This is a genomic window from Xanthomonas sp. LMG 12459, assembly GCF_009192905.1.
GTDB lineage: Bacteria > Pseudomonadota > Gammaproteobacteria > Xanthomonadales > Xanthomonadaceae > Xanthomonas_A > Xanthomonas_A sontii.
In genome coordinates, this window is record NZ_NSGT01000086.1 from 29609 (window position 1) to 55451 (window position 25843).

A 25843-nucleotide genomic window follows, 5' to 3' on the forward strand; every position below is an offset into this window, starting at 1 on the left:
GCCGACAGGAAGCGTGACCGTCGCTTTCGGCACAGCCTGCGTCGCGTCACGCGCGCGCCGTTGCGGGCGATCGCGACCTGGGGCGTGGCGCTGGCGGTGCTGCTGGCCGCCGGCCTGGTGCTGGTGCTGGCGCAGGACCGCCACAACCGCCTGGCCGCAGCGCAGCGGCAGAGCCTGGCCCTGGCCACCGGCAGCGACCGCCTGCTGCAGTTGCAACTGGACAATCTCGGCCAGGCCCTGCATGGCGAGGGCCTGAGTGCGCAGGCGCTGCTGGCGGAGACGCCGATGCGGGCGCCCGAGCTGATCGCCGCCTCGCTGCACGGCCTGCAGGCGCGGCACCCGGAACTGCGCGACGTGGCCCTGCTGGATGTGCAGGGCCAACGCCGCTTCGGCGGCACGGGCGATCCGCAACTGCGCGCATGGATGCCGCGCGCGCGCTGCGGCGACCGGGTCTGCGTGAGTCCGCCAGTGCGCCTGGCCGATGGCGAGGCGGTGGTGCGCGTGGCGGTCCCGTGGGGCACCGATGGCTGGGTCGAGGCGCAATGGCGGGTGGCCGCGTTGCAACGCATCGTGCAGGGCACCGACAGCGGGCGCGACGGCATCGTCGCGCTGACCGACGCGCAGGGCGTGCTGCTGGCCGCCAGCCGTCCGCTCGCGGCCGGCCAGCCACGTCTGCCGATCGCGCTGGCGCAGCCGATGCCGCACGGCGGCGCCCTGGGGGTACGCCGCGATGTCTTCGACGGGACACCGCGGATCCTGGCGCTGAGCGGCGGCGGTGCGCATCCGTTGCTGGCAGTCGCCGGGGTGGGGCTGCGCGAGACGCTGTCCGGCTGGTGGTGGTTCGTCGCGGCGGCGGCGCTGGTGTACGTGCTGTACCTGCTCGGCCTGGCCTATCTGCTGGTCAGCCTGCGCCGCGCCGAGCGTCGCCAACGCCACCTGCTGCAGCGCCTGCGGCGTGGCGACGAGGATCTGCGCCTGGCGCACGGCATGGGCGGCATCGGCACCTGGCGCGTCGACATCGCGCGGCGCGTGCTGCGCCTGTCCGAACCGACCGGCGCGATGTTCGGCCTGCAGCGCATGCAACTGCCCATCGAGGCGTTCCTGGCGCGGATCCACGACGAGGATCGCGCACGGGTGACGCAGCTGTACGAGGACGCGGCGCAAGGGCGCGCGGACTACAACACCGTCTATCGCATGCACCTGCCCGATGGACGCCTGCGCTGGCTGGCCGCACGCGGCGCGCTGGTGCACACCCGCGAGGGCGTGTGCATGACCGGCGCGGTGCAGGATGTCAGCGACCGGGTGGCGGCACACGCGCGCCTGCTCGATGCCGAGCGCCAGTTCCGCCTGGTGTTCGATCGCAATCCGTTGCCTTACTGGGTGTTCGCCGTGGACAGCCTGCGCTTCCTGGAAGTGAACCAGGCCGCGGTGCGCCAGTACGGCTACAGCCGCGAGGAATTCCTGGCGATGGACCTGCGCGACCTGCGCCCGGCGGAGGACGCGGAGCGCTTGCTGCAGGACGTGCGCAAACCGCGCGAGGGCTTCGACGCGCCGAGCGTGTGGACGCATCGGCGCAAGGACGGCAGCCTGCTGTCGGTATGCATCCACAGCGCCGACCTGGAGTTCGGCGGCGTGCCGGCGCGGCTGATCCTGGCCGAGGACGTCACCGAGCGCCTGGCCCACGAACGCGAACTGGCCTATCTCGCACGCCACGAATTCAGCACCGGCCTGCTCAAGCCGCGGGCGCTGGCCGAAGCCCTGCGCGCGCAGCGTGGCGGCTACGCCATCGCCTACGTGCAGGTGCGTGGCCTGGGCCTGATCGGCGACACCCTCGGCCGCGCCGTCGGCGATGCAGTGCGTTGCGCAGTGGCCGAGCGCATCCGCGCGCTCGGCGAGCGCTTCGGGCTGAGCGCGCACCAGCCGGCGCAGGACTTCGTGCTGGCGATCCTGGACCCGCAGGCGCTGCCGCTGGCCTTGCAGGCGCTGCAGGAGGCGCTGTACGCACCGGTGCAGGGCGGCGAATTCGCTCAGCAGCTGCAGGCGCACATCGGCGTGGCGCTGTGTCCGGACGATGCCGCCGATGCCGACGAGGCGATCGGCAGCGCCGCGCAGGCCGCGCATGCGGCGCAGGCAGAGGGCCGCAGCCTGGTGCGCTTCGACCGCGCCATGGCCGCGCGCACCGGCGAACGCCTGCGCCTGGCCGGGCGCATCCAGCAGGCGATCGAGCGCCAGGAGTTCGAGCTGTATTTCCAGCCGATCATGGACGCCGTCAGCGGCGCGCCGCGCGAACTGGAAGCCCTGATCCGCTGGCCGCAGGCCGATGGCGGTTTCATCGCGCCGGATGCGTTCATCCAGTTGTGCGAGGACACCGGGCTGATCCTGCCGCTGGGGCGCTGGGTGATGCGCGCGGCGGCGCGGGCGCGTCGGGCCCTGGTCGAGCACGGATGGCCGGACCTGCCGGTGGCGGTGAACGTGTCGGCGCTGCAGTTCTTCGACGGCGATCTGGTCGCCGACCTGGTGCAGGCCTGCGCCGAGGCCGGGCTGGCCGCCAACGGCCTGCAGTTGGAGCTGACCGAGAGCAGCCTGATGCGGCAGCCGCAGCAGGCCGGCGACGTGCTGCGGCAACTGCGCGCGCTGGGCGTGCGCGTGGCCCTGGACGACGTCGGCACCGGCTTCTCCAGCATGGCGTATCTGCGCGACCTGCCGCTGGACACGCTGAAGATCGATCGCAGCTTCGTCGCCGAGGTGGACCGCGATCCACGCAACGCCTCGATCTGCCAGGCGCTGCTGACTCTGGGCCATTGCCTGGGGCTGGACGTGGTCGCCGAAGGAGTGGAGACCGAGGCGCAGCTGCGCTGGTTGCGCGCGCACGGCTGCGGCGGCGTGCAGGGCTATCTGCTCGGGCGTCCGGCCCCATTGGCGGATGTGCTGCAGCGGCTCGGCGCGGTCACAGCATGAGTTCCACGTCGTGGCCGCTGCCCGGTGCCGGCAGCGGCTCGCCGTCCCAGTAACGCCGCAGCGGTTCGCGCACCAGGTCCAGCGCGGTGGAGGCACCGCGCGCGCCCGGATAGCGCTGCAGGTTGCGCGACTGCAGCGCGAGCATGCGTCGGTCCTGTTCGCCGACCCGGCGCAGCAGCGGCCACACCAGCAGCCGCACCGCCCACGCCGGCGCCCAGCGCCCCTCCACGTGCAGGCTGGCGAAGACGTCGGTGCTGCGCGCGTCGAGCGGGGTGAAGTGCAGGCTGATCCGCACGCGGCCGCCGCGCGCGTAGCGGTACTCGATCTGCGCGCTGCCGGGCGCGGCGAAATGCGCGCGTTCCAGGATGCGCGGCGACTCGAACAACCGGTACAGCCAGCCGCTCTGCGCCGCGGCGCCGCGGTAGTCGACGTGGAAGCCTTCGTCGGTGTGGCGCAGCTCGGCGCGCATGGCGGTGCGCGCGCCGCCGCGCCGCACCAGCCCCGGATGCAGAAGATGGGTGTGCAGCGGGTCCAGGAAGTTCTCCAGTGCATCGACCACGTGCGCATCCCAGCGCGTGCGCCACAGGAAGCGCCGCGCCGACGGCTGCAGCGCCTGCACCAGTTGCGAGGGCGCGTCCGCGCCTTCCGGATCGGGACGCAGCCAGATCAGGCCGTCGTGTTCGCGCGCGGCGAAGGCGCGGACCCGCACCGCCGGCGGCGCCTGCCCCGGCGGCAGGCCGGGGATCTCGCGCAGGGCGCCGGCGCGGTCGAAGCGCCAGCCGTGATAGGGGCAGGACAGGCCGTCGCCGGTGGCGCAGCCGGCCGACAGCGGCGCGTGCCGGTGCGGGCAGCGGTCTTCCAGCGCCAGCAGGCCGCCATCGGCGCAACGCGCGATCGCCGCATGCCGGTCCATCACCGACACCGCCAGCGGCTGGCGCCGCAACGCCGTGGCGGGGGCGACGGCGAACCACTGCCGGTACAGGGACGGATGCCAGGCGCTCATGCCGCCGGCGCCACGCGCGTGGTGTGCCGCGCGCCGCGCGCGTTCATGTGATGGTGGTGCCGGCGACCCGGTTGCGGCCGGCGCGCTTGGCCGCGTACAGCGCCTGGTCGGCGGCCAGCACCAGGGTCTGCCAGGACGCCTGTGCCCCGGGCGACAGGCAGTAGCCGATGCTCACCGTGCACACCAGCGGCGCCTCCGGCGCAGCATCGATCTGTTGCTGCTCGATGCGCCGCCGCAGGCGCTCGGCGAGATCGCGCACCGACGCCTCGTCGCCCTGCGGAATCAGCACCATGAACTCCTCGCCGCCGATGCGCGCCAGCAGGTCCGGCATGCGGATGTGCTGCGTCAGGGTCTGCGCGATGGCGACCAGCACCTGGTCGCCGACCGCATGGCCGAAGCGGTCGTTGATCGCCTTGAAATGGTCCACGTCGATCATCAGCACCGCGATCGACGCCCGCTTGCGTGCGGCATCGAGGGTCGCCGCCTCGCCGCGCTCCCACATCACCCGGCGGTTGGTGACCCCGGTGAGTGGATCCTGCGAGGCGTGCCGCCGCAGTTCCGCGTTCATTTCGCGGGTCAGCATCCACAGGAAGCCGGGGGTGATGCTGGCGGTCAGCACGATGCGCGAGAGCAGGCCGAAGTTGGTGGTCGGGTCGTAGCTGGTATCGACGTCGGGATGGAAGGCCCACCAGACCACCCGCAGCCCGACCATGCCGGCCCACAGGAAATGGAAGACGGCCGTGAAGCGCGCCGGCGTGCGCACGGTGCTGTCGGCGTGTCGCCACAGCGCCACCGCGGTGGCCAGGGTCAGCATGCCGCGCACCAGGCCGCCGAAGATCACCATGATGCGGTGATCGAGGCCTGTGTAGTGCAGGCTGTAGAGTTCCAGCGCGCAGAGCAGCGCGATCGGGACCAGCAATGTCCACTGCAGCAGTGGGCGTCGCAGGTAGGCGTTTACCGCCACCAGTGTCAGTGCGGTGGCCACGTCGAGGGTGACGTTGCCGGCGGGCGCGACCCAGACTTCCATGTAGTGCCAGGCCGGCGCCAGCAGGGTGCCGAAGCCCAGGGTGAACACGGCGTAGCTCAGCGTCAGCAGCAACAGGCTGCGCGCGTGCCGTTCCTTGCGGCCGGTGACGTACAGCGCCAGGAACATCGCCGAGGACACCGCCGCGAGCAATGCGTTGACGATCAGCAAGGTGCCGGCATGGGCCAGATGCGCAATCCATTCCACAGATGTTCCGGGCCGCAGCGGCGATGAGGTGTTGCAGATGCAGCAAAGTATATGCCAGTGCCAGTGTCGGGCAGCCGACGCGGCATGCGCGATCGACGCTGAAAACGATTACGGCCCGCCTTCGGGCGTGGCGCTGCCTGGCCTCATAGCCGGTACTGGCGCATCAGCGGGACACCGATGTGCCGGGTCAGGGCGCCGAGCGCGGCGATCGGCTGGCGTCGCCGCAGCGGCAGGTGGCGCGCATCGACCGCGCTGTACTCGATGACCGGCATGCCGCCGCGCTGGCGCTTGAAACTGGCCGCGCCGGCGCTCTGGTTGAGGCGCTGGCCATACCGTCGCGCATGGTCGATGCCGCAGGCGGTGAGGGTGCGGTACAGCGCCAGCCGCTGCGGCAGGTGCAGGTCGTAGCCGACGATCGGGGCGGTGACGGTGCCGCCGATGCCGAACAGGCCGGTGATGCAGACCAGTTGCCCGTCGCCATCGCGGAAGCCGTCGAAGCGCAGCAGCCCGGCGCGGTGCCAGGCGCGCAGGAAGCCGGCGTGGTAGGCCGGATTGCAGTGCGAATATTTCTCCAGATACAGCTGCGCATACAGCGCGGCGATGCGCGCATAGTCGGCCTCGCCGATGGCGTCGTTGCCGCAGCGCTGCAGGTCGCGGCGCTCGACCAGTTTGAGGTCGCGGGCCAGGTCGCGATGGCGCAGCAGTCGCGGCCAGTCCTCGTACAGGTAGACCTGGCGGCTGGCGATCAGGGTGAAGCCTTCGGCCTGCAGCGCGTGCAGCCACTGCGGCGTATCCACCGCGTTGAGCGAGCGGAACCACAGCGCGTGGTCGGGCCAGCGCGCGCGCGCGACATCCAGCAACGCGCGCAAGCCGCTCGGCGGCAGCGGCGGGTACAGGTTGGTGGACAGCAGCCAGTTGTTGAGGGTGACCGCACGGTCGATCCGTGCCCAGTCCAGCCACGCGCCGATGCCGCCGCACAGGCCGCGCACCGGCGCGGCCAGCGTGCCCGGCAGCAGCCGTGCGGCTTCTTCGGCGGCGTAGTCGGCATAGGTGGTGCGCGGCGAGCACACCCAGGCGTTGCCGGGGTGGCGTTCGCCGACCGTCACCGGCAGCGCCAGGTCGCCCGCCTGCAATACCTCGATGCGCGCATGTGCGTTGTCGGCCAACTGCTGCGCGTCGCCGCCGGCGTGCAGCGCGGCGAAGCGTTGCAGCTTCGCGGCGTAGTCGGCGGCTGCGGCGTCGGCGCTGTCGGTACTCATGGCGGCGGCAGCGCTTCGCCGTCCCATTCGGTATCGCGGGTGGCGGCCTCGCGCACGCTGCAGCGCTGCGCCAGCGCCAGGCGCGCGTGGCTGCCCAGGTCGCACAGCGTGCCGACCAGCGGCCAGCGGTCGCCGCGCGGCGCCAGTACGTCCTCGGCGCGCGCGTAGTCGTGGCGCCACTGTCGCAGCCGGCCCTGGCCCAGCGCCGCCGGCAACGCCACGCCCAGCATCAGCATGCCCAGCATCGCCGCGCGCTCGTCGGCCGGGCGCAACGGCGCCGGCGCCGCGCCCGCGTCGCCGCACAGCAAGGCCACCAGCGGATCGGTCGCGGCGAACAGGTGCAGGCCGCTGGTCGCGCGCGGATTGCATTCGATCACGCTGCAGCGCCCTTGCGCGGAGACCATCCAGTCGAAGGAAATCTGCCCAGTGAAGCGCAGCGCCTGCACCAGTTGCGCGGTGAAGCGCTCGATCTGCGGGTTCGGTGCGGCGTCGAAGTAGTAGCTGGAGCTGCGCCGCAGCCGATAGCGCGGGCGGTACACCGCATGCGCCAGCAACATGCCGTCGCGCGCCAGCGCATACGAGCAGCGTTCCTCGCCCTCACAGTAGCGCTGTGCGACCCAGTCGCCCTGCGCGGGCAGCGGCGTGGCATCGGCGGTCACACCGTCCGGATAGAGCCGGACATGCACGCCGAATCGCGAGAATTCTGGTTTCAATACCAGCGGCGCGTCGCCGGCCCATTCGCGCGCCTGCGCCAGGCTGCGCACGCGCACGCTGGCGGGTACGTCGATGGCGCTGTCCAGGCTGCGCGCCAGTTCCATGAAGTGGTACTTGCTGTGCAGCGTGCGCAGCGTGTCGAAGTCCTGTAGTGGCAGGTGCAACTGCGCCGGCAGCGCGCCGCGGTAGCGGGCCAGGTAGAACACCTCCTCGCAGGTCGGCACCAGCACGTCGATGCGCTGGCGGGCGAGCACGCCATTGAGATCGGCCAGCCAGGCGCGCGGCGCATCGCGTGCGGGCGCGACGCGGTGATGCGCGGCCACCGCGCGCGACCAGCCGGAGATGCGGCTGGCGACGCTGTCGGCCAGGTGCACCCGCCAGCCCTGCGCGGCGAAGCGGCGCGCCAGGTCCAGCGCGACCGGCGCGCGTGCGCCGGTGATCAGCACGCCGGGGGCCTCAGCCATGCGGGTGCTCCGCCGGTGCCGGCCGCCATTGCCGACAATGCGAGGGCACCAGGCGCAAGCCCGGCTCGGCCTGGCGCAGCGCATGCAGCCGCGCCAGGGTGTCGCGGTACACGCGATGCTCGCCGAGCAGATGGGTGACCAGGGCCGGCGGTGGCGTGCCGTCGGCGAGCGCGGCGCTGGACCAGGCCGCATCGGCGATCAGGAACACCGGGCCCTGCGCGTCCTCGAACCACAGGCCGTAGTGGCCAGGCGCATGCCCGGGCAGCGGCACCAGCAGCACGCTGCCGTCGCCGAACAGGTCGCGCGGCGTGCCGAAGTCGCGCAGTGCGGCGGGCGACAGCGCCGCGGGCAGCGCCTCGATCCAGTGCATGCGCGGGCGCGCGCCGTGCAGCAGCGCCGGCAGGAAACCTTCGCGCAGCGCGGCCAGCCGGCCGCGGCGCTGCAGATCGTCCCAGGCCTGTTGCGCGCAGGCCAGGCGCGCCTGCGGGAAATCGGCGACGCCGCCGACGTGATCGCCATGGAAATGCGACAGCACGATCCAGCCGATGCGGTCCGCATCCACGCCGTCGCGGGCGAGTTGTTCGCGCAGCGATTGCCCGGGTGCCAATTGCACGGGAGTCAGCCAGCGGTACAGGCGTTCGGGAAAGCGCGCGGTGGCATCGAAGAAATGACGGGCGTAGCCGGTGTCGAACAACAGGTCGCCCTGCTGCGGATGCTGCAGCAGGGCCGCCAGCGCCGGGAACGGGCACGGCGCCAGCGGCGCACCGCGGCGCGTAGCGCGTTCGGGGTGCGTGCAGTGGCCGGCCTCGTACAGCCGCCAGCGCAGCCGGGGCGCACTCATGGCCGCCCCAGCGCGGCCAGTCCGGCCTCGGTCGACAGCACCGGCGCATAGCCGAGCTCGCGGCGGGCGCGGCCGATGTCCAGCGTCTGCGAATAACCGAGCACGCCGATACCGTAGCGGCTGAGCCGCGGCTCCGGCTGCCCGCGACGGCGCAGCGCGATCTGCTCGCCGAGCGTGGCCAGTGCCAACGCCGGTCCGCGCGGCACCAGCAGCAGCCGCACGCGCAGGCGCAGCACCGCGAACAGCTCGGTCAGCAGGTCGCGCACCGCGATCGGCACACCGTTGCTGATGTTGTAGGCGCGGCCATCGCCGATGTGCTCGGCGCGCAGCGCAGCCAGCGCCGCGGTCACCGCGTTCTCCACGCAGCACACATCGATCATCGCGCGGCCGCCGTTGACCAGCGGGAACCAGCCGCGCTGCGCCACCGCCAGCAAGCGCGGCACGATCGCGTTGTCGCCATGGCCGAACACCGCGCGCGGGCGCAGCACCACCGCCGGCAGTCCGGCCGCGGCGGCGGCGCGCACCTTTTCCTCGGCTTCCCACTTGGTCTGCGGATAGCCGCCGATCCAGCGCGCCGGCGGGGTGAAGTCTTCGGTGATCTGGTAGTGATCGGCGAAGCGGAAGTAGATGCTGGGCGAACTGAAGTGCACGAAGCGACGCACGCGCGCGGCGAGCGCGGCGGCGAGCAGGCGTTCGGTGGCGACCACGTTGGCCAGGCGGAAGGTCTCGGCGCTGGCCCACGGTGCAGACAACGCCGCGCAGTGGATCACCGCATCGCAGCCGCGCAGCAACGGCGCCAGGTCATCGCGACACAGCTCGGCGGGCACGACCTCGATCCGCGGATTGCCGGCGAAGGCCGCCAGCTTGGCGGCGTCGCGACCGCTGGCGCGCACCGCTACGCCGGTATCGGCCAGGGCGCGCACGATATAGGCGCCGATGAAGCCGGACGCGCCGGTGACCAGGACGCGGGCCATGTCAGTAACGCAGCACAGCGCCGCCGAACGCCAGCCCGGCGCCGGAGCCGACCAGGCCGATCAGGTCGCCGCGGACGATGCGGCCGCTGGCGATCGCCTGGTGCAAGGCGCCGGGAATCGACGCGGCCATCTGGTTGCCGCGATGGCCGATCACCTCGATCAGCGCATCCGGCGCCAGCCCCAGCGCCACGCGCAGGTGGCGCAGCGCCTTGGCGCTGGCCTGGTGCGGCACGATCCGCCGCAACTGCGCCAGCTCGACCCCGGCCTGCGCCAGCAGCCGCTGCAGGAAACCGGGCAGCTTCGCCGCGGCCAGCCGGTAGGTGGCGCGCCCGTTCATTTCGAACTGCGAGCCGGCGCGCAATGCCTCGACGCCGTGATCCAGGCGCAGCCGGGTGCCGCCGGCGCGCACGCGGCAGTGGTCGATGCCTTCGGAATAGGTTTCCAGGCGCGCCGACAGCAATTGCGAACTGCTGTCGCCGCTGTCGGCGCCGACGACCACCGCGGCGGCACCGTCGCCGAACAGCGGTGCGGTGTCCGCATCGTCCGGATTGAGGCCGACGCTGGCGATCTCGCTGGAGACGATCAGCACGCGGCGATGGCGGCCGGCGGCGATCGCGCAGGCGGCCAGATCGAGCGCGGCGACGAAGCTCAGGCAGGTGGCGTTGATGTCGAAGGCGGGGATGCCGCTGCCCTGCAGGCCCAGCCGCGCATGCAGCAGTGCCGCGCTGCACGGGATCGCCTGTTCCATCAGGCTGCAGGCGCTGATCACGCAGTCGATCTCGTGCGCCTGCAGCTGCGCCGCGTCCAGCGCCGCGCGCGCGGCGCGTTCGCCCATGACGGTGGCCGGCTCGTCGGCGCCCGCATAGTGGCGCGTGGCGACCCCGGTATGCCGCAGGGTCCAGCCGGCGGGCTTGCCCCAGCGCCGGTCGAAGACCTCCGCCGGCACCTGCTGCGCGGGCAGATACTCGCCCGTGCCGAGGATGCGCAGCGCGATGGGCCTGCTGGTGTGGACGCTCATCCGTAAAGCTCGCACAAGGGGCGCGCAGCGTACTGCCAGCGGCTCGGCGCCGGCAACCGCCCTTATGAAGATCGCGCCGCTGTCTGCGGCTGGCGACCTCAGACAATCCTCAATCGCGCAGCGACTTGGCGAAATACGTGGGCGCTTCGACAAAGCCTTCCCGCCGATAGAAGGCGTGCGCCCGTTCCCGCCGGCTGTGGCAGTGCACCTCCAGGCGGTCGCAGCCGCGCTGCCGCGCCAGCGCCTCGCCCTCTGCCAGCAAACGCTGTCCCACCCCGGCGCCGCGCGCACGATCGTCGACGCAGAAATAGCTGATGCGGCAGATGTCGCCGGCCAATGCCAACTGCGGCAGAAAGTGCAGCGACAACACACCCAGGACGTCGTCTCCTGCGGCGGCCACCAGCAAGGCCGCGTCCGGATGCGCCAGGAGCTGTGCCAGGCGGGCCTCGATGAAGTCTTCGGTTCCGGCGTAGTCCAGTGCTGCCATCAGCGTCACGATCGCCTGCCGGTCCGCCATTGCCGCGTTCCTGATGTCCAGGGTGCCGTTCTCGCGCATTTGCAGAGAGTAGGAAGTCGCCCGCGTTGGGCGCAACCGCTTTGCCGATCCGACGCAATCTGTTGTGCGGAAATGGGCGGCGCGCTAGCGCCCGCGGCGCTGCCCGTACCAGAAGCCGAGGCCGTCGCGCGAGCGCAGCAGGCTGCGGCCGCGGCGCAGCAGGCGCAACAGCAGCCCCAGGTGCTCGCGCTTGCTGAAGCTGCGCAGCTTGCGGTCGGAGGTGTGCACCGGCTCGCGCAGGATCACGAAGCGTCCCTGCCGCGCCAGTGCGCGGCTCAGCGCCACGTCCTCGCCGGCGTAGTAGCGCTCGTCGAAGCCGCCGGCGGCGACGAAGGCGCTGCGCGTGCAGAACAGGAAGCAGCCGGGGGCGATGCCGGTGCAGCGGAACAGCCAGCCGAACAGCGCCTGGGCCAGGCGTTCGTGCCAGGCGATGTCGCCGAGCAGGCGCACCTGCGCGCCGCCGCCGACCGCACCGGTGCCGAGCGCGCGCAGCGCCGCGGCCAGCAGCGGGGTGTTGACCCGGGTGTCGGCATCGACGAACAGCAGATGGCGGCCGCGGCTGGCGGCGGCGCCGGCATTGCGCACGGCGGCGATGTGCCGCAGTTCCACCTCCAGCACCTGCGCGCCGTGCCGGCGCGCGATCTCGGCGGTGCCGTCGCGGCAGGCATCGGCGACCACCAGCGTCTCGCAGTCCAGCCGCAGCGCCTGGGCGGCGACATGCAGCGAGGCCAGCGTGTCGCCGATCAGGGCGGCTTCGTCGTGCGCGGGGACGATGAAGGAGATCACCCCCGCATCATGCGGGGCCGGCGCGGCGCGGGCAATCGACCCGCGTCGCGGCCGGGGGCGCGGTTCAGCCCTGCAGGGCGCCGCGCGAGGCGGCCGGGTAGCGATGGCCGGCGGCGGCGTCGGCGGGGAAGATCGCCTCGATCTGCGCCAGCTCCTCGGTGCTCAGCTTCACCTGCAGCGCGCCCAGGTTCTCTTCCAGGTAGGCCAGGCGCTTGGTGCCCGGGATCGGCACCAGGTCCTCGCCCTGCGCCAGCACCCAGGCCAGCGCCAGTTGCCCCGGGGTCACGCCCTTGGCCTGCGCCAGCTCACGTACCCGCTCCACCAGCTGCAGGTTGCGGTCGAAGTTCTCGCCCTGGAAGCGCGGCGAATGGCGGCGGTAGTCGTCGGCCTCGAAGTCCTCCGGCGAACGGATCGCCCCGGTCAGGAAGCCGCGGCCCAGCGGCGAGTACGGCACGAAGCCGATGCCCAGCTCGCGCACCGTCTCCAGCACGCCGTCGTGTTCCGGATCGCGCGACCACAGCGAGTACTCGCTCTGCAGCGCGGTGATCGGATGCACCGCGTGCGCGCGGCGGATGGTGGCCGCGGCGGCTTCGGACAGGCCGAGGAAGCGCACCTTGCCCTGTTCCACCAGCCGCGCCATCGCCCCGACCGTGTCCTCGATCGGCACGTTCGGATCCACCCGATGCTGGTAGTACAGGTCGATATGGTCCACGCCGAGCCGGCGCAGGCTGGCCTCGCAGGCCGACTGTACGTATTCCGGACGGCCGTCGATGCCGCGTGCGGCCGGGTCGTTGGGGTCGAGCTTGATGCCGAACTTGGTCGCCAGCACGACCTGGTCGCGGCGCCCGGCCAGTGCCTTGCCGACCAGCACTTCGTTGGTGTGCGGGCCGTACATGTCGGCGGTGTCGATGAGGCTGACGCCGTGCTCGATCGCGGCATGGATGACCGCGATCGCGGCGTCGTCGTCGCTGCGGCCGCCGTAGAACGCGCTCATGCCCATGCAGCCGAGGCCGAGGGCGGAGACGCGGGGGCCGTTGCGGCCGAGGGTGCGGGTTTGCATGGAGGATGCTCCTGAGGGGGAGGGGAGGGAAAGCGTGGCCGCCGGGCGGTTCGCTCAGGGTGAGGACGTGCCCAGCGCGTCGCGGGCGACGGCCAGGGCATTGAGCGCGGAGGGGAAGCCGACGTAGGCGTACAACTGGTCGAGCACGGCGAAGATCTCCGCGCGGCTGGCGCCTGCCGCCTGCGCGGCGCGCAGATGCAGGCGCAACTGCGGTGCGGCGTGGCCCAGGCTGGCCAGCACCGCCACCGTGACCAGTTCGCGGGTCTTCAGGTCCAGCGCGCTGTCGGCGCGGTAGATCTCGGCGAAGGCGATGGCGGCGCCGCGGCCGCTCAGCGCGGTGTCCGCGTCGTCGGCAAGGGCGCGGATCGCCGCGCCCTGCTGCGGGCCCATCAGCGCGGCGATCTGCGCGATGCCGGCCGCTTCGGCCTCGGCCAGGGTCATGTTGCTCGGCAACGCGTTCGCGATGGATGCCATGGAATGGTGCTCGTGTGCGAAGGGGCAGGACGCCGCGCTCAGCGCGGCTGGATGCGGGTGCCGCCGCTCAGCAGCGCCTGCGGGTTGGGCGAGGCCAGGAAGTCGTGCGGGAAGCCCAGTTCGATCGCGCTGGCGGCATCCAGCCGCTGCAGCGCCTCGGCATCCAGGTGCAGGGTGAGTGCGCCCAGGTTGTCCTGCAGTTGCGCCACGCTGCGCGCGCCGACGATCGGCATCGCCCCGCGCGCCAGCAGCCAGGCCAGCGCCACCTGCGCCGGCGAGCGCTGCAGCTCGGTGGCCAGCGCCACCACCGTCTCGGCGACCGCCAGCGCGTGTTCGTTGAAGGTGCGTTGCGAATGCGCGACCTCGGCGCGGCCCACGCCATCGACCTGCGCGCCGCCCGAGGCCGCCGCGCGCACCCGTGCCAGATCGGCGGCGCCGTACTTGCCGGTGAGCACGCCCATCGCCAGCGGCGACCAGGCCAGCACCGACATGCCCAGCGCCGCGGCCATCGGCACCAGTTCGCGCTCGACCGTGCGCTGCGCCAGCGAGTATTCGATCTGCAGGGCGACGAACGGCGTCCAGCCGCGCAGATCGGCCAGGGTCTGCATGCGCGCCACCTGCCAGGCGGGGGTGTCGGAGATGCCGGCGTAGAGGATCTTGCCGGCGCGCACCAAGTCGTCGAAACCGCGCATGATCTCGTCGATGCCGGTGGTGCCGTCCCAGGCATGCAGGTACAGCAGGTCCAGATAATCGGTGCCCAGCCGCGCCAGGCTGGCGTCGACCGAGCGCAGCAGCGCCTTGCGGTGGTTGCCGCCGCCGTTGGGGTCGCCGGGGAAGGGATTGAGCGCGAACTTGCTGGCGATCACCAGGCGGTCGCGGCGGCCGGTGACGAAGCGGCCGAGCAGGGTCTCGGCGCTGCCGTTGGTGTAGATGTTGGCGGTATCGAGGAAGTTGCCGCCGGCATCGACATACAGGTCGAACAGGCGGCGTGCCTCGGCTTCGTCCGCGCCCCAGCCCCAGTCGGCGCCGAAGGTCATGGTGCCCAGGCACAGCGGGCTGACGCGCAGGCCGGAACGGCCGAGCAGGCGGTAATGATCGAGGGCCATCGCGGCGGTCTCCGGAGTGAGGGTGCGGGCACTGTAGGCGCCATGTCGCAACGGATAAATCCAGGTAATCCACATGTGCTTTGAAGGTGTGCTAAACAATGGCCGTTCGCCCGCCGCGTTCGCCCTTCCATTGCCGCCCGTTCGCCATGCACCGTCCACCGCCGCTGTCCGCCGTCGTCGCCTTCGTCCGCGTCGCCCACCATGGCAGCTTCACCCGCGCTGCCGCCGAGCTGGGCGTCTCGCCCTCGGCGCTGTCGCAGACGCTGCGCGCGCTGGAGGCGCAGCTGGGCGCACGCCTGCTCAACCGCACCACCCGCCGGGTCGGCCTGAGCGAGCATGGCGAGCGCTTCCTGCAGCGGGTGGCGCCGGGCCTGGCGCAGATCGACGCGGCCTTCGCCGACCTGGATTTCCTGCGCGACCGCCCGGCCGGCACGCTGCGCATCAACCTGCCGCTGGTGGCCGCCGAGCAACTGGTGTGCCCGCAGCTGCCGGCGTTCCTGGCCCGCTATCCGGAGGTCAGCGTGGAGCTGTATTCGGACCGGACCCTGGCCGACATCGTCGCCGGCGGCTTCGATGCCGGCATCCGCCTGGGCGAGAGCCTGGCGCGCGACATGATCGCGGTGCCGCTGGGCCCGCCGCAGCGGCAGACGGTGGTGGCCGCGCCGGCGTATTTCGCTGTGCATGGAGTGCCGCGCACGCCGGCCGAACTGGCCGCGCACGACTGCATCCGCTGGCGCCGCACCGATGGCCGCCTGCAGGCCTGGGAGTTCACCCGCGACGGCCACGATTTCCTGGTCGAAGTCAGCGGACGGCTGGTGGTCAACGACACCGCGGTCGGCCTGGACGCCGCGCGCCGTGGGCTGGGCCTGGGCCAGGCGTTCGAATGGCAGGTGGCCGCCGACGTCGCCGCCGGCCGCTTGCAGCGGGTGCTGGACGACTGGCACGCGCCGTTCGCCGGCTGGCACATCTACTACCCGGCGCGCGAACACTTGCCGCCGAAGCTGCGGGTGTTCATCGATCATCTGCGTGCGGCGCATCCAGTGGGTGGCACGGTGTAGCGCGATGGCGCTGGCCGAGGGCCGGTGCATGGCGAGATCGGGATGCAGAGAACACGCGGCAGCGCCGCAGCGCGAGGGCATTGTTGCCTCGAAGACGCGCCCGACCGGCAAGGCCGGGCGCCGAAGGGGCATCGCCTCGCCCGGAGACCGCTGCGATCGCGATGCAGGGTGCCGCCCTTTGCGGGCGGCACCGCCAGACTCAGCCTTTGAGCTTGGCCGCGAACTCGGCCACACGCTTGCCGAGCAGGCGCGCGGTCTCCAGGTCGCCGCTGCGTGGCGCCTCGTCCGGGGAGGCGTCGGACGGCGAAATCGCCAGCGCGCCGCCGGAGCCGGCGGTCCAGTTCACGTCGTTCGGGCCGTGCGCCTTGGTGTTGGACGGCAGCAGGCCGGTGCCGACCCAGATCTGGCCGTGCTGCTGGGCCAGGGTCCAGAAGTATTCGATGGTGGCGAACTTGTCGCCGTTGACCGAGGCCGAGTTGGTGAAGCCGGCGGCGATCTTGTCCTTCCAGGCCTGCGCGAACCACGGCTTGGAGCTGGCGTCGGCGAATTTCTTGAACTGCCAGGCCGGGCCGCCCATGTAGGTCGGGCTGCCGTAGACGATGGCGTCGGCCTGGCCGATGGCCTCCCAGGCGCCGTCGGGCAGGTTGCCGTCCTGGTCGATGCGGTACAGCGTGGCTTCGCCGACGCTGGCGGCGCCGGCGTGCACGGCCTCGGCCTGCTTGACGGTGTGGCCGTAGCCGCTGAAGTAGACGATCGCGATCTTGCTCATACGCGGACTCCTGAAGGTGAGGGGGAAAAGCGGGGGCATTGTGCGCATGCGCGGCCGCCGCGATCAGCGCCATCGGCGGGATGTTGTGTCCGGTCCGCGCGCCGCGGTTCAGCTCTCGGCCGGGGAGCGCATCGTGCGATCGATGCCCACTTCGACCAGGTAGTCGATGAAGCTGCGCACCTTCGGCGCCAGGTGGCTGCGGCTGGCGTACACCGCGTAGACGCCGATCGGCCCGATCTCATGGTCGGGCAGCACCCGCACCAGGCGGCCGTCCTCCAGCGCCGCTTCGGCCATGAAGTCCGGTTGCACAGTGACGCCCATGCCGGCGATGGCCGCCTCGCGCAGCACGTCGCCGCAGTTGGCGCGCAGGGTGCCGGCCACCCGCACCTGGGTCGCGCCGTCGGGGCCGTGCAGGGTCAGGTCGTCCTGCACGTAGCTGTAACTGAGGAAGGCGTGGCCGGCGAGGTCGGCGGCCAGCTGCGGGGTGCCGGCACGCGCCAGGTAGTCCGGCGACGCGCACAGGAACGCCTGCACTTCGCCGAGCTTGCGCGCGATCAAGGTGGGCGCCACCTGGCGGGTGATGCGGATCGCCAGGTCGTAGCCTTCCTCGACGATGTCCACCAGGCGGTCGGACAGCGACAGATCGAGGGCGACCTGCGGATAGCGCGCGCTGTAGCCGGCCAGGCGCGGACCCAGCCGGGCGACGCTGAAACTGAACGGTGCGTTGATCCGCAGCGTGCCGGAGGGCGTCAGCGCCTGCTCGCCGACCGCCGCCTCCATGTCGTCGAACTCGGCCAGCAGCAACTGGCAGCGCTGGTAATACGCCGCGCCGACACTGCTCGGGCTGACCCGGCGGGTGGTGCGGTTGAGCAGGCGCGAGCCCAGGCGCTGTTCCAGCCACGCCACCTGGCGGGTGACGCTGGCGGTGGAAATGCCCAGCGCGTCGGCGGCGGCGTTGAAGCCGTTGCGGTCGACCACGGCGACAAAGACCCGCATCGCCTCCAGCGTGTCCATTGTTTCGGTTCCTGAAATGGATCGTCGGCGGCAGGGTAATTTATTCCCGCAGATGGCGGAAATACCCTGGTCGCCTGCACGAACGCCCGGCGCTGGCCGCGCGCGCCAGTGCCGCCCCCCACTGTGGAGACCTGCCATGGCGCGTTTGCCTTCCCTGTACATCTCGCACGGTTCGCCGATGACCGCGCTGCAGCCCGGCCTGGTCGGCACGCGGCTGGCCGAACTGGCGGCGACGCTGCCGCGGCCGCGCGCCATCGTGCTGGCCTCGGCGCACTGGCTGGGCCGGCGGCCGCTGGTCGGCGCCGCGGCGCAGCCGCAGACCATCCACGACTTCGGCGGCTTCCCGCAGGCGCTGTACGCGATGCAGTACCCGGCGCCGGGCGCGCCGGCCGTGGCCCAGCAGGTCGCCGAGCTGCTGGCGCAGGCCGGGCTGGCGCCGGTGCTGGACGAGCGCCGCGGGCTGGACCACGGCGTGTGGGTGCCGCTGTCGCTGCTGTACCCGCAGGCCGACATCCCGGTGGTGCCGCTGTCGATCCAGCCGGAACTCGGTCCGGAGCACCATCTGGCCCTGGGCCGCGCACTGGCGCCGCTGCGCGAGGACGGCGTGCTGGTGATCGGCTCGGGCAGCATCACCCACAACCTGCACGACTTCGGCCGCTACGCCGAGGGCAAGGAAGTGCCCTACGTGCGTCCGTTCATCGAATGGACCGAGCAGGCGTTGCGCCGCGACGACGTGCCGGCGATGCTCGACTACCGCCGGCAGGCGCCGTTCGCCGAGCGCGCGCATCCCACCGACGAGCACTGGCTGCCGATCTATGTGGCGATGGGTGCGGCCGGCGCGGACGGGCTGGGCGCGCAGCGCATCGATGCGGGGATCGACGCCGGCCTGCTGGCGATGGACATCTACCGCTTCGACGGCGCCGCGGCGCGCGTGGCGACCTGAACGCCAGGAGATCGACCTGAGCGATTCATCGCGGTGAAGGCCGCAGCGCATCCGCGTCTCACCGTTTGAGACGCGGACCCGGCATCGTCGGCCGGTGAATACCCTCGAAAAACTCGCCGTGCTCGCCGACGCGGCCAAGTACGACGCGTCCTGCGCCTCCAGCGGCGCCGACAAGCGCCATTCGCTGCGCAGCGGCGGCATCGGCAGCACCGAGGGCATGGGCATCTGCCATTCGTACACGCCCGACGGGCGCTGCGTGTCGCTGCTGAAGATCCTGCTGACCAACTTCTGCGTCTTCGACTGCGCGTACTGCGTCAACCGCGTGTCCAGCAACGTGCGCCGCGCGCGCTTCACCCCGGCCGAAGTGGTCAAGCTGACCCTGGATTTCTACAAGCGCAACTACATCGAAGGCCTGTTCCTCTCCAGCGGCATCATCCGCAACAGCGACTACACCATGGAGCAACTGGTGGAAGTGGCGCGGCAGCTGCGCGAGGAGCACCGCTTCGCCGGCTACATCCATCTCAAGACCATTCCCGACGCGGCGCCGGAGCTGCTCGCCGCCGCCGGCCGCTACGCCGACCGGCTCAGCATCAACGTGGAGTTGCCGACCGAGCGCGGCCTGGCGCAACTGGCGCCGGAGAAGAACGTCGGCGGCATCCGTGCGGCGATGGGCGAATTGCGCTGGCGCATCGAGGAGAGCAAGGAAGCACGCAAGGCCGAAACCCGCGTCCGCGCCAAGCCGCCGCGCTTCGCCCCGGCCGGGCAGAGCACGCAGATGATCGTCGGCGCCGACGGCGCGGACGACCGCGCGATCCTGCACACCAGCCACAATCTCTACGGCAACTATCGCCTGCGCCGGGTCTACTACTCCGCGTTCAGCCCGATTCCCGACGCCTCGGCCAAGCTGCCGCTGCTGGCGCCGCCGCTGCAGCGCGAGCACCGCCTGTACCAGGCCGACTGGCTGCTGCGGTTCTACGATTTCTCGGTGGAGGAGATCGCCCCGCCTGCGGCCAGCGGCATGCTCGATCTGGACGTGGACCCCAAGCTGGCGTGGGCGCTGCGCAACCCGGAGCGATTCCCGGTGGATCTCAATACCGCCGCGCGCGAACTGTTGTTGCGCGTGCCGGGGCTGGGCACCCGCAACGTCGAGCGCTTGCTGCTGGCGCGGCGGCATGCGCGGCTGCGGGTCGAGGATCTGGCGCGGCTGAGAGTGCCGCTGAAGAAGTTGCTGCCGTTCGTCAGTGTGCTCGATCACCATCCGCGGCAGCGGCTGGACGATCCGCAGCGGCTGCGTGCGCAACTGGCGCCGGCACCGCGGCAGGGGGGCTTGTTTGACTGACGCGGTGGGGTGGGGTGTTGCCATGCTTGCTGCAACGGCAACTGCAACTGCAACTGCAACTGCAACATCAAAGGCTTTCGCGCCTACGGGCGCGAGTGACTTTTGTCTTGGCAAAAGTCACCAAAACCGCTCCCGCCTGACACGAGCCGGTGCGATACGGCCGCACCGGTCCCCTGCGCTCCTCGCGGCGAGCGGCACGGCGCCCAAACTCGCTTCGCTCAAACAAGGGCGCCTCTTCGGCCGCTCGCCACTCCGGTGCTCGGCTCGCTTTAAGGCGGGAAGTTTTAAAAGCAACATCACGAGCAACAGCAACAGCAACAGCAACAGCAACATCTGCACGCGCGGCGATGGTTGCGGATGCTGTGTTGGCGGTTGTGTTGCCGTGTTCTGCATTCGTTTCGGTGAGCTGATGCGTGGAGCGGGGCATGTTCCAGGCTGAGGTGGTGCCGCCGTGGAGCCTGGAGGCGTGGCGGGCGGTGGCGCGGGCGGCGTGGTGTGCGCAGGTGGCGCCGGAGACGCTGGCCTGGGACGGCGATGCGCAGGGCGGCCTGCTGGTCGGGACCGACGTCGCGACGTTGCCGACGCAGGTGCCGCCGCCGCGGGTGTCGGCCGACTTCCTGGCGCTGGCCGGTGCGGTGTTGTGCCATCGCGATCCGCAGCGGCATGCGCTGCTGTACCGCCTGCTGTGGCGCATCGCCGGCGGCGAGCGCGCGCTGCTGCAGCGGGTCACCGATGCCGATGTGCACCGCGCCCAGCAATGGGCGCAGGCGGTGCGCCGCGACAGCCACAAGATGAAGGCGTTCGTGCGCTTCCGCGAGGTGCCGGGCGAGCAGGAGGCCTACATCGCCTGGTTCGAGCCGGAGCACCACATCGTCGATCGGGTGGCGCCGTTCTTCGCACGCCGTTTCGCCGGCATGCGCTGGGCGATCCTCACCCCGTACCGCAGCGTGCGCTGGGACGGCGAGACGCTGCAGTTCGGTGCCGGCGCGCAGCGCGCCGATGCGCCGGCCGACGATGCGCAGGACACGCTGTGGCGCACCTACTACGCCAACATCTTCAATCCGGCGCGGCTCAACCCGACGATGATGCGCCAGGAGATGCCGCAGAAATACTGGAAGCACCTGCCGGAAGCGCAACTGCTGCCCACGCTGATCCGCGACGCCGGGCAGCGCGTGCGCGAGATGGCCGAGCGCGCGCCCGAGCCGGTGCGGCGGCGCATTCCCGCGCCGGCACCGGCGCCGGTGGTGGCCGCCGACGACAGCCTCGACGCGCTGCGCGCGGCGGCGCGCGACTGCCGCCGCTGTCCGCTGTGGCAGCCGGCGACCCAGACCGTGTTCGGCGAAGGTCCGCAGGATGCCGCGGTGATGGTGGTGGGCGAGCAGCCCGGCGACGAGGAGGACCTGAGCGGGCGTCCCTTCGTCGGCCCGGCCGGGCGCTTGTTCGATCGCGCGCTGCAGGAACTGGGCGTCGAACGTGCAAGTCTGTACGTGACCAACGCGGTCAAGCATTTTCGTTTCGAGCAGCGCGGCAAGGCGCGGCTGCACCGCAATCCCGAGCGCGCCCATGTCGAGGCCTGCCGGATGTGGCTGGCCGGCGAACTGGCGCGGGTGCGCCCGCGTATCGTGCTGTGCCTCGGCGTGACCGCGGCGCGCGCGGTGCTGGGCAGCGGCTTCAAGCTGATGGCCCAGCGCGGGCAATGGCAGGCGCTGGACGAGGGCACCCGCGCGCTGGCTACCGTGCATCCGTCGTGGGTGCTGCGCCAGCGCGGCGGCGAGGCGGGCGAGGCCGCCTATCAAGGCTTCGTGGATGACTTGCGTGTGCTGGCAGCGCAGGTGCCGATGCCGCACGCAGGCGGTGCCGGCGACTGACGGTTCGTGCGCGTGGTCCGGGCGTTGTCGGCGTGGCGCGCGGTCGCTGTTGGCTGCATGGGCGTGCAAAACGGGGACGGCCGTAGCCGCCCCCGCGATGCCAATGCACCCCCCGACGCGTGCTTACGGCATCAAAACCTTGTCCACCACATGGATCACGCCGTTGCTCTGCATCACGTCGGCGGTGGTGACGTGCGCGGTATTGCCCTTGCTGTCGGTGAGCGTGACCTTGCCGCCGCGGGTCTTGGCGATCAGCGTTTCGCCCTGCACGGTGGTCAGCTTGGCGCTGCCGCCGCCGGCCTTGATCTGCGCCAGCAGCGCCGCCGCATCGAGCTTGCCGGGGACCACGTGGTAGGTCAGCACCTGGGTCAGCTTTTCCTTGTTCTCCGGCTTGAGCAACGTGTCCACCGTGCCGGCCGGCAACGCGGCGAAGGCGGCGTTGGTCGGTGCGAACACGGTGAACGGGCCGGCGCCCTTCAACGTGTCCACCAGGCCGGCGGCCTTGACCGCGGCGACCAGGGTGGTGTGATCCTTGGAGTTGACCGCGTTGTCGATGATGTCCTTGGTGGCGTACATCGGCGCGCCGCCGACCATCGGATTCGGCTTGGCTTCGCTCATCGCGGCGTGGTCGTGCATCGCGGCCTGGCTGGGGGCGGCCATGGCGGGCAGGGAGACGAGGCCGGCGAGGGCCAGGGACAGCAAGTGGATCTTCATGGGCTTGCTCCTTGAAAGGGATGCGCGGCCAGTCGGCCGTGCACCTGTCTTTACGCGGCCTGCGCCGGCGCGGTTGCATCACGCCATCCAGATAATGATGAACAGGGGGGGGCTGGCGGGTACCGTCGCTCGCATCCAGGGCGGCTCAGGCGAGCGCACTGTCGCGCTGTGGTGCAGCCGCAAGGCCGGGCAGCGCTCCAGCGAACGGTCTGTATGGGTGCAGGCAGGCCTCATCGTCGGCCTGCCCCGATGAGGTCACCGACACTGAGAAGGGATGTCCATGTCCTCAAACTGGGCTGCCAATGGCAGAACGCCAGCCTCAAACCTGGCGCCACGCAAGTCGCATTTCTTGAATCTCGCATCGGCAAAGATGCAGTTGATGAATGTCGATGCTCTGAATTCGACTCTGTCAAAGACAGCGCCGGTAAAATCGCAGTCCATGAATTTTACCCGGCGGCCGCCGTACTCCACTCCGCAAGATCCACCGGAAAACCTGGCTTTGACGAAATCGGTTTTTTCGCAGATCGCATCATCCATGTTGATCGCAAGCTTGCTTTTTGAAAAGTTGCAGTTTTTTATTTCCGATCTGCACAAAAGGGCTCCGTTCAAGCTGGCACTTTCGAAGCTGACATTCATGAAGAAACTATCGTTCGCACTTCCGGATATTTTCGAGTAAGACAGATCGGTGTTGCTGATCCTCGATTCGAAGAGATTTGCGGCTTTTAACTGCTCCAGGATGGCAGATGGGCCGATGCTGATGCCGGAAAGATCAGCGTCGCGAATGATCGGCCGTCCAGCCGCGATCGAATCGATGCTGTCGATGATGCTCGCCAGATAGTCATGGTTTCGCCATTTGGCGGTTGTGTTTTTCATGGGTGGCCGCCTCGGCGATGAATTGGCGGCATGCTATCTGCCATGCCGTTATGGTTGAGCGCGGCTGCAGCTTCGGACGCGCCGCGACGTTCGCACCCTGAGTGGCTGTCGGGCTCAGGGTCCAGGATCGATGATCGGTGTGTCGGAAATGTTTGTCCTGTTGGTTGGCCGGGATCATCCCGGCGATGACGTTCTCGGAACGCCGCTTTGCGCTGCCGGCACGCGCTGGAGGGTCAAGGCGCGTCGGCTCAGCGGCGCTGCAGCACATAGCTGTTCTCGAAGCCGTGGGCGCAGCCGAGCACATGGAAGTCGCCGAAGTAGCCGGCGGCGCGCAGCAGGTCCACCGCGGGACCGACCTCCGGCGAGTATTCCCAGTCGCCGTAGTCGTCGAACACCACGAACCCGCCGGAGACCACGCTCGGCCCGTACAGCAGGAAATCCAGCAACACGTTGCGCCCGGTGTGGCCGCCGTCGATGTGCAACAGCGCCACCTTCGGCTCCATGGCGTAGAAATGTTCGGCGCAGAATTCGGAATAGCCGCGGATGAAGCGCGCATTGGGCAGCAACTGCTGCCGATAGTGGTTGAACTCCTCGAACTGATTCGGCAGCGCGAACGGATCCATGCCGATCACCCGGCGCTGGCGGCCAGACACCTCGTTCATCAGCACCAGCGACTTGCCCTTCCACACCCCGATCTCCACCAGATCGCCCGGCACGCCCTCCAGCAGCAGGCACAGATAACCCAGCAGCCGCACATGGTCGTGGAAGGACAGCTCGCGTCGCTCCATCGCGTGCTCGGCCGGCAGGCCGGCCTGGGCCTGGACGAAGTGGTCGCCGATCAGCTCCCAGATCCGCGGAATGCTGCCTTCCGCCGCGTGTTCGTCGATGAAACGGTTGAGTTCCTGGATGGTGAGCATGCGGTCTCCGGCGAAAAGGCGCCGGTGTCCGCCACCGGCTCTGTGGCCGGATAGTAGCCTGGACGCCGCCCGCCCCACTGGACATCGCCGCCGCGGTGCGCTTTGCTTGCAGGCTCCCCCATTCATGGGCGGCGCCGCCGGCGTGGCGCCGCCGTCCGGACGAGCATGCATTCGATCGAAGTGGTCTTGGCGATGTTGCTGGCCGTGGTGGCCAGCGGCTACCTGGTGCGCGTACTGCCGTTTTCGCTGCCGTTGCCGCTGGTGCAGATCGGCCTGGGCGCGATCATCGCCGGCGTGTTCAAGAAGGGTTATGCGCTGGAGCCGGAGCTGTTCTTCCTGCTGTTCCTGCCGCCGCTGCTGTTCCTGGATGGCTGGCGCATCCCCAAGCAGGGCCTGTTCCGCGACAAGGGCGTGATCCTGGAGCTGGCGCTGGGCCTGGTGGTGTTCACCGTGATCGGCGCCGGCTTCCTGATCCACTGGATGATCCCGACCATGCCGCTGGCGGTGGCGTTCGCGCTGGCCGCGGTGGTGTCGCCGACCGATCCGATCGCGGTGTCCTCGATCGCCGCGCGCGCGCCGATCCCCAAGCGGCTGATGCACATCCTGGAAGGCGAGTCGCTGCTCAACGACGCCTCCGGCCTGGTCTGTTTCCAGTTCGCGGTGGCTGCGGCGATCACCGGCACGTTCTCGCTGGCCGATGCCTCGCTGACCTTCCTGTGGGTGGCGCTGGTCGGCGTGGCCGCTGGCATCGCGGTAGTGGTCGGCACCAGCCTGGCGCAGCGCTGGGTGTGGCGCCAGGTCGGCGAGGAGCCGGGCGCGGCGATCCTGGTCAACCTGTTGCTGCCGTTCGCCGCCTACCTTCTGGCCGAGGCGATCAACGCCTCGGGCATCCTCGCCGCGGTCGCCGCCGGCATCGCCATGAGCTACGTGGAACTGAGCGGCCGCGCCCCGGGCAGCATGCGCGTGCAGCGCTCGGCGGTGTGGGACATGGTGCAGTTCACCCTCAACGGCATCATGTTCGTGCTGCTCGGCGAGCAGTTGCCGGGCATCGTGCAGGGCGCCATGCACAACATGGACGAAGCCGGCCACCTGGACCCGTGGTGGCTGCCTGCCTATGCGCTGGCGATCTACGTCGGCCTGCTGTTGCTGCGCTTCCTGTGGGTGTGGCTGTCGCTGCGCTGGACCCTGCTCAAGGCGCGCCGTCGCGGCGAGGACCGGCAGAGCCCGCCGTGGCGGATCGTGGTGGCGACCTCGCTGGCCGGCGTGCGCGGCGCGATCACCCTGGCCGGCGTGCTGACCCTGCCGCTGGCCCTGCCCGGCGGCGCCGCGTTCCCGGCGCGCGACCTGGCGATCTTCCTGGCCAGCGCGGTGATCGTCACCTCGCTGCTGGTCGCCAGCATCGGCCTGCCGCGGCTGCTGCGCGGCCTGGAGCTACCGGAAGAGCCTACCGACCGCCTGGAGGAAGACCTGGCCCGCCGCGAGTCCTCGCGCGCGGCGCTGGCGGCGGTGGAGAAGCTGCGCCAGCGCCTGGTGCAGGACAGCGAGCACGCCGACCTCTACAACGAGGCCGCCAACCGGGTCAGCGCGCTGTACCAGCGCCATCTCGATCACGGCGAGGCGATGGAGAGCGATCCGGAGGAGGCGCGGCGCCTGGACGCGGTGCTGCGCCAGCTGCGGCACGCCGGCCTGCAGGCCGAACGCCAGGAACTGTTCAAGCTGACCCGCCAGCGCAAGATCTCCGACGAGATCGCGCGGCGGCTGATCCGCAACCTGGATCTGCTGGAGGCGCGGCGCAAGAGTTGATCGACGGCCGGGAATGGGGAATCGGGAATGGGGATTCGTGAAAGCGGCTTCCTGGCGTCGTTTTGGGCTCGCCGCGATGCCACTTTCGGCGCGCGCCGGTT

23 protein-coding genes are annotated in these 25843 nt (G+C 70.7%); 6 read left to right on the top strand and 17 right to left on the bottom strand.

Features of this window, described 5'->3' with window-relative positions:
- Positions 1–60 precede the first annotated feature (60 nt).
- Positions 61–2958 (top strand): EAL domain-containing protein, encoded by a 2898-nt coding sequence (locus tag CEK65_RS17225; protein WP_152182485.1) that lies wholly within the window; start codon positions 61–63, stop codon positions 2956–2958.
- Here CEK65_RS17225 and CEK65_RS17230 read toward each other — a convergent pair.
- The 12 genes from CEK65_RS17230 to CEK65_RS17285 all read right to left on the bottom strand — a co-directional run bounded on the left by CEK65_RS17230 (position 2948) and on the right by CEK65_RS17285 (position 14444).
- On the bottom strand, positions 2948–3961 hold the full coding sequence (locus tag CEK65_RS17230) for a Rieske 2Fe-2S domain-containing protein (RefSeq protein WP_152182486.1): 1014 nt from the start codon (positions 3959–3961) through the stop codon (positions 2948–2950). The two genes, CEK65_RS17225 and CEK65_RS17230, sit on opposite strands and share 11 nt — an antisense overlap.
- A 43-nt stretch (positions 3962–4004) precedes the next feature.
- Positions 4005–5192: a GGDEF domain-containing protein gene (locus tag CEK65_RS17235; protein WP_152182487.1), complete on the bottom strand. Its 1188-nt coding sequence runs from the start codon at positions 5190–5192 to the stop codon at positions 4005–4007.
- Positions 5193–5335: 143 nt separating this feature from the next.
- On the bottom strand, positions 5336–6451 hold the full coding sequence (locus tag CEK65_RS17240) for a hypothetical protein (RefSeq protein ID WP_152182488.1): 1116 nt from the start codon (positions 6449–6451) through the stop codon (positions 5336–5338).
- The gene (locus CEK65_RS17245) at positions 6448–7629 is read right to left on the bottom strand and encodes an ATP-grasp domain-containing protein (RefSeq protein WP_152182489.1); all 1182 of its coding nucleotides are present in this window, start codon (positions 7627–7629) and stop codon (positions 6448–6450) included. The genes CEK65_RS17240 and CEK65_RS17245 overlap by 4 nt, the downstream gene beginning before the upstream one ends.
- Positions 7622–8470, bottom strand: coding sequence for an MBL fold metallo-hydrolase (locus tag CEK65_RS17250; protein WP_152182490.1), 849 nt, complete (start codon positions 8468–8470; stop codon positions 7622–7624). The genes CEK65_RS17245 and CEK65_RS17250 overlap by 8 nt, the downstream gene beginning before the upstream one ends.
- Complete coding sequence (locus tag CEK65_RS17255; protein WP_152182491.1) at positions 8467–9444, bottom strand: NAD-dependent epimerase/dehydratase family protein; 978 nt, start codon at positions 9442–9444, stop codon at positions 8467–8469. Before CEK65_RS17255 ends, CEK65_RS17250 begins: the two co-directional genes overlap by 4 nt.
- 1 nt (position 9445) lies before the next feature.
- Complete coding sequence (locus CEK65_RS17260; RefSeq protein WP_152182492.1) at positions 9446–10462, bottom strand: 3-oxoacyl-[acyl-carrier-protein] synthase III C-terminal domain-containing protein; 1017 nt, start codon at positions 10460–10462, stop codon at positions 9446–9448.
- Positions 10463–10571: 109 nt separating this feature from the next.
- Positions 10572–11018 carry a GNAT family N-acetyltransferase gene (locus tag CEK65_RS17265; RefSeq protein ID WP_226980627.1) on the bottom strand — a complete coding sequence of 149 codons (447 nt, stop codon included), beginning with the start codon at positions 11016–11018 and terminating at the stop codon, positions 10572–10574.
- Between the two features lie 84 nt (positions 11019–11102).
- A complete protein-coding gene (locus tag CEK65_RS17270) occupies positions 11103–11804 on the bottom strand; it encodes a glycosyltransferase (protein WP_017909600.1) in 702 nt (233 codons plus the stop codon).
- A gap of 64 nt (positions 11805–11868) precedes the next feature.
- Entirely contained in the window at positions 11869–12864 is a 996-nt protein-coding gene (locus CEK65_RS17275) for an aldo/keto reductase (protein ID WP_152182493.1), read from the bottom strand.
- Between the two features lie 54 nt (positions 12865–12918).
- On the bottom strand, positions 12919–13338 hold the full coding sequence (locus CEK65_RS17280) for a carboxymuconolactone decarboxylase family protein (RefSeq protein WP_017916625.1): 420 nt from the start codon (positions 13336–13338) through the stop codon (positions 12919–12921).
- A 38-nt stretch (positions 13339–13376) separates the two neighbouring features.
- Positions 13377–14444, bottom strand: a complete 1068-nt coding sequence (locus CEK65_RS17285) for an aldo/keto reductase (RefSeq protein ID WP_152182494.1) — start codon at positions 14442–14444, stop codon at positions 13377–13379.
- A gap of 146 nt (positions 14445–14590) precedes the next feature.
- On the opposite strand from CEK65_RS17285, the gene CEK65_RS17290 reads away from it, so the two are divergent.
- Entirely contained in the window at positions 14591–15502 is a 912-nt protein-coding gene (locus tag CEK65_RS17290; protein WP_152182495.1) for a LysR family transcriptional regulator, read from the top strand.
- 199 nt (positions 15503–15701) lie between these two features.
- Here the strand turns inward: CEK65_RS17290 and CEK65_RS17295 are convergent, their stop codons facing one another.
- Both CEK65_RS17295 and CEK65_RS17300 read right to left on the bottom strand, forming a co-directional pair.
- Positions 15702–16271 carry a flavodoxin family protein gene (locus CEK65_RS17295; protein ID WP_010343649.1) on the bottom strand — a complete coding sequence of 190 codons (570 nt, stop codon included), beginning with the start codon at positions 16269–16271 and terminating at the stop codon, positions 15702–15704.
- A gap of 108 nt (positions 16272–16379) precedes the next feature.
- Positions 16380–17285, bottom strand: a complete 906-nt coding sequence (locus CEK65_RS17300; protein WP_017909607.1) for a LysR family transcriptional regulator — start codon at positions 17283–17285, stop codon at positions 16380–16382.
- A 136-nt stretch (positions 17286–17421) separates the two neighbouring features.
- Here CEK65_RS17300 and CEK65_RS17305 point away from each other — a divergent pair, with 136 nt between their 5' ends.
- The 3 genes from CEK65_RS17305 to CEK65_RS17320 all read left to right on the top strand — a co-directional run bounded on the left by CEK65_RS17305 (position 17422) and on the right by CEK65_RS17320 (position 21435).
- On the top strand, positions 17422–18228 hold the full coding sequence (locus CEK65_RS17305) for a class III extradiol ring-cleavage dioxygenase (RefSeq protein WP_043093431.1): 807 nt from the start codon (positions 17422–17424) through the stop codon (positions 18226–18228).
- Between the two features lie 94 nt (positions 18229–18322).
- Positions 18323–19567, top strand: a complete 1245-nt coding sequence (locus CEK65_RS17310; RefSeq protein WP_150411035.1) for a putative DNA modification/repair radical SAM protein — start codon at positions 18323–18325, stop codon at positions 19565–19567.
- Positions 19568–19992: 425 nt separating this feature from the next.
- Positions 19993–21435 carry a UdgX family uracil-DNA binding protein gene (locus CEK65_RS17320; RefSeq protein WP_152182497.1) on the top strand — a complete coding sequence of 481 codons (1443 nt, stop codon included), beginning with the start codon at positions 19993–19995 and terminating at the stop codon, positions 21433–21435.
- A 123-nt stretch (positions 21436–21558) separates the two neighbouring features.
- Here CEK65_RS17320 and CEK65_RS17325 read toward each other — a convergent pair whose 3' ends face one another.
- The 3 genes from CEK65_RS17325 to CEK65_RS17335 all read right to left on the bottom strand — a co-directional run bounded on the left by CEK65_RS17325 (position 21559) and on the right by CEK65_RS17335 (position 23939).
- Positions 21559–22149 (bottom strand): fasciclin domain-containing protein, encoded by a 591-nt coding sequence (locus CEK65_RS17325; RefSeq protein WP_017911977.1) that lies wholly within the window; start codon positions 22147–22149, stop codon positions 21559–21561.
- A 255-nt stretch (positions 22150–22404) separates the two neighbouring features.
- A complete protein-coding gene (locus tag CEK65_RS17330; protein WP_226980628.1) occupies positions 22405–23022 on the bottom strand; it encodes a pentapeptide repeat-containing protein in 618 nt (205 codons plus the stop codon).
- Between the two features lie 248 nt (positions 23023–23270).
- A complete protein-coding gene (locus tag CEK65_RS17335; protein WP_152182498.1) occupies positions 23271–23939 on the bottom strand; it encodes a class I SAM-dependent methyltransferase in 669 nt (222 codons plus the stop codon).
- Positions 23940–24104: 165 nt separating this feature from the next.
- Between CEK65_RS17335 and CEK65_RS17340 the strand changes: the two genes are divergently transcribed.
- Entirely contained in the window at positions 24105–25742 is a 1638-nt protein-coding gene (locus CEK65_RS17340; RefSeq protein WP_017907651.1) for a Na+/H+ antiporter, read from the top strand.
- Positions 25743–25843 lie beyond the last annotated feature (101 nt).

Excerpts from the sequence above, each read along its gene's own strand:
- CEK65_RS17340 (WP_017907651.1), top strand. The coding sequence starts at position 24,105 with ATGCATTCGATCGAAGTGGTCTTGGCGATGTTGCTGGCCGTGGTGGCC.
- CEK65_RS17300 (WP_017909607.1), bottom strand. The coding sequence starts at position 17,285 with ATGGACACGCTGGAGGCGATGCGGGTCTTTGTCGCCGTGGTCGACCGC.
- CEK65_RS17335 (WP_152182498.1), bottom strand. The coding sequence starts at position 23,939 with ATGCTCACCATCCAGGAACTCAACCGTTTCATCGACGAACACGCGGCG.
- CEK65_RS17230 (WP_152182486.1), bottom strand. The coding sequence starts at position 3,961 with ATGAGCGCCTGGCATCCGTCCCTGTACCGGCAGTGGTTCGCCGTCGCC.
- CEK65_RS17280 (WP_017916625.1), bottom strand. The coding sequence starts at position 13,338 with ATGGCATCCATCGCGAACGCGTTGCCGAGCAACATGACCCTGGCCGAG.
- CEK65_RS17325 (WP_017911977.1), bottom strand. The coding sequence starts at position 22,149 with ATGAAGATCCACTTGCTGTCCCTGGCCCTCGCCGGCCTCGTCTCCCTG.
- CEK65_RS17250 (WP_152182490.1), bottom strand. The coding sequence starts at position 8,470 with ATGAGTGCGCCCCGGCTGCGCTGGCGGCTGTACGAGGCCGGCCACTGC.
- CEK65_RS17245 (WP_152182489.1), bottom strand. The coding sequence starts at position 7,629 with ATGGCTGAGGCCCCCGGCGTGCTGATCACCGGCGCACGCGCGCCGGTC.
- CEK65_RS17275 (WP_152182493.1), bottom strand. The coding sequence starts at position 12,864 with ATGCAAACCCGCACCCTCGGCCGCAACGGCCCCCGCGTCTCCGCCCTC.
- CEK65_RS17330 (WP_226980628.1), bottom strand. The coding sequence starts at position 23,022 with ATGAAAAACACAACCGCCAAATGGCGAAACCATGACTATCTGGCGAGC.
- CEK65_RS17285 (WP_152182494.1), bottom strand. The coding sequence starts at position 14,444 with ATGGCCCTCGATCATTACCGCCTGCTCGGCCGTTCCGGCCTGCGCGTC.
- CEK65_RS17305 (WP_043093431.1), top strand. The coding sequence starts at position 17,422 with ATGGCGCGTTTGCCTTCCCTGTACATCTCGCACGGTTCGCCGATGACC.
- CEK65_RS17295 (WP_010343649.1), bottom strand. The coding sequence starts at position 16,271 with ATGAGCAAGATCGCGATCGTCTACTTCAGCGGCTACGGCCACACCGTC.
- CEK65_RS17320 (WP_152182497.1), top strand. The coding sequence starts at position 19,993 with ATGTTCCAGGCTGAGGTGGTGCCGCCGTGGAGCCTGGAGGCGTGGCGG.
- CEK65_RS17260 (WP_152182492.1), bottom strand. The coding sequence starts at position 10,462 with ATGAGCGTCCACACCAGCAGGCCCATCGCGCTGCGCATCCTCGGCACG.
- CEK65_RS17240 (WP_152182488.1), bottom strand. The coding sequence starts at position 6,451 with ATGAGTACCGACAGCGCCGACGCCGCAGCCGCCGACTACGCCGCGAAG.
- CEK65_RS17255 (WP_152182491.1), bottom strand. The coding sequence starts at position 9,444 with ATGGCCCGCGTCCTGGTCACCGGCGCGTCCGGCTTCATCGGCGCCTAT.
- CEK65_RS17265 (WP_226980627.1), bottom strand. The coding sequence starts at position 11,018 with ATGCGCGAGAACGGCACCCTGGACATCAGGAACGCGGCAATGGCGGAC.
- CEK65_RS17290 (WP_152182495.1), top strand. The coding sequence starts at position 14,591 with ATGCACCGTCCACCGCCGCTGTCCGCCGTCGTCGCCTTCGTCCGCGTC.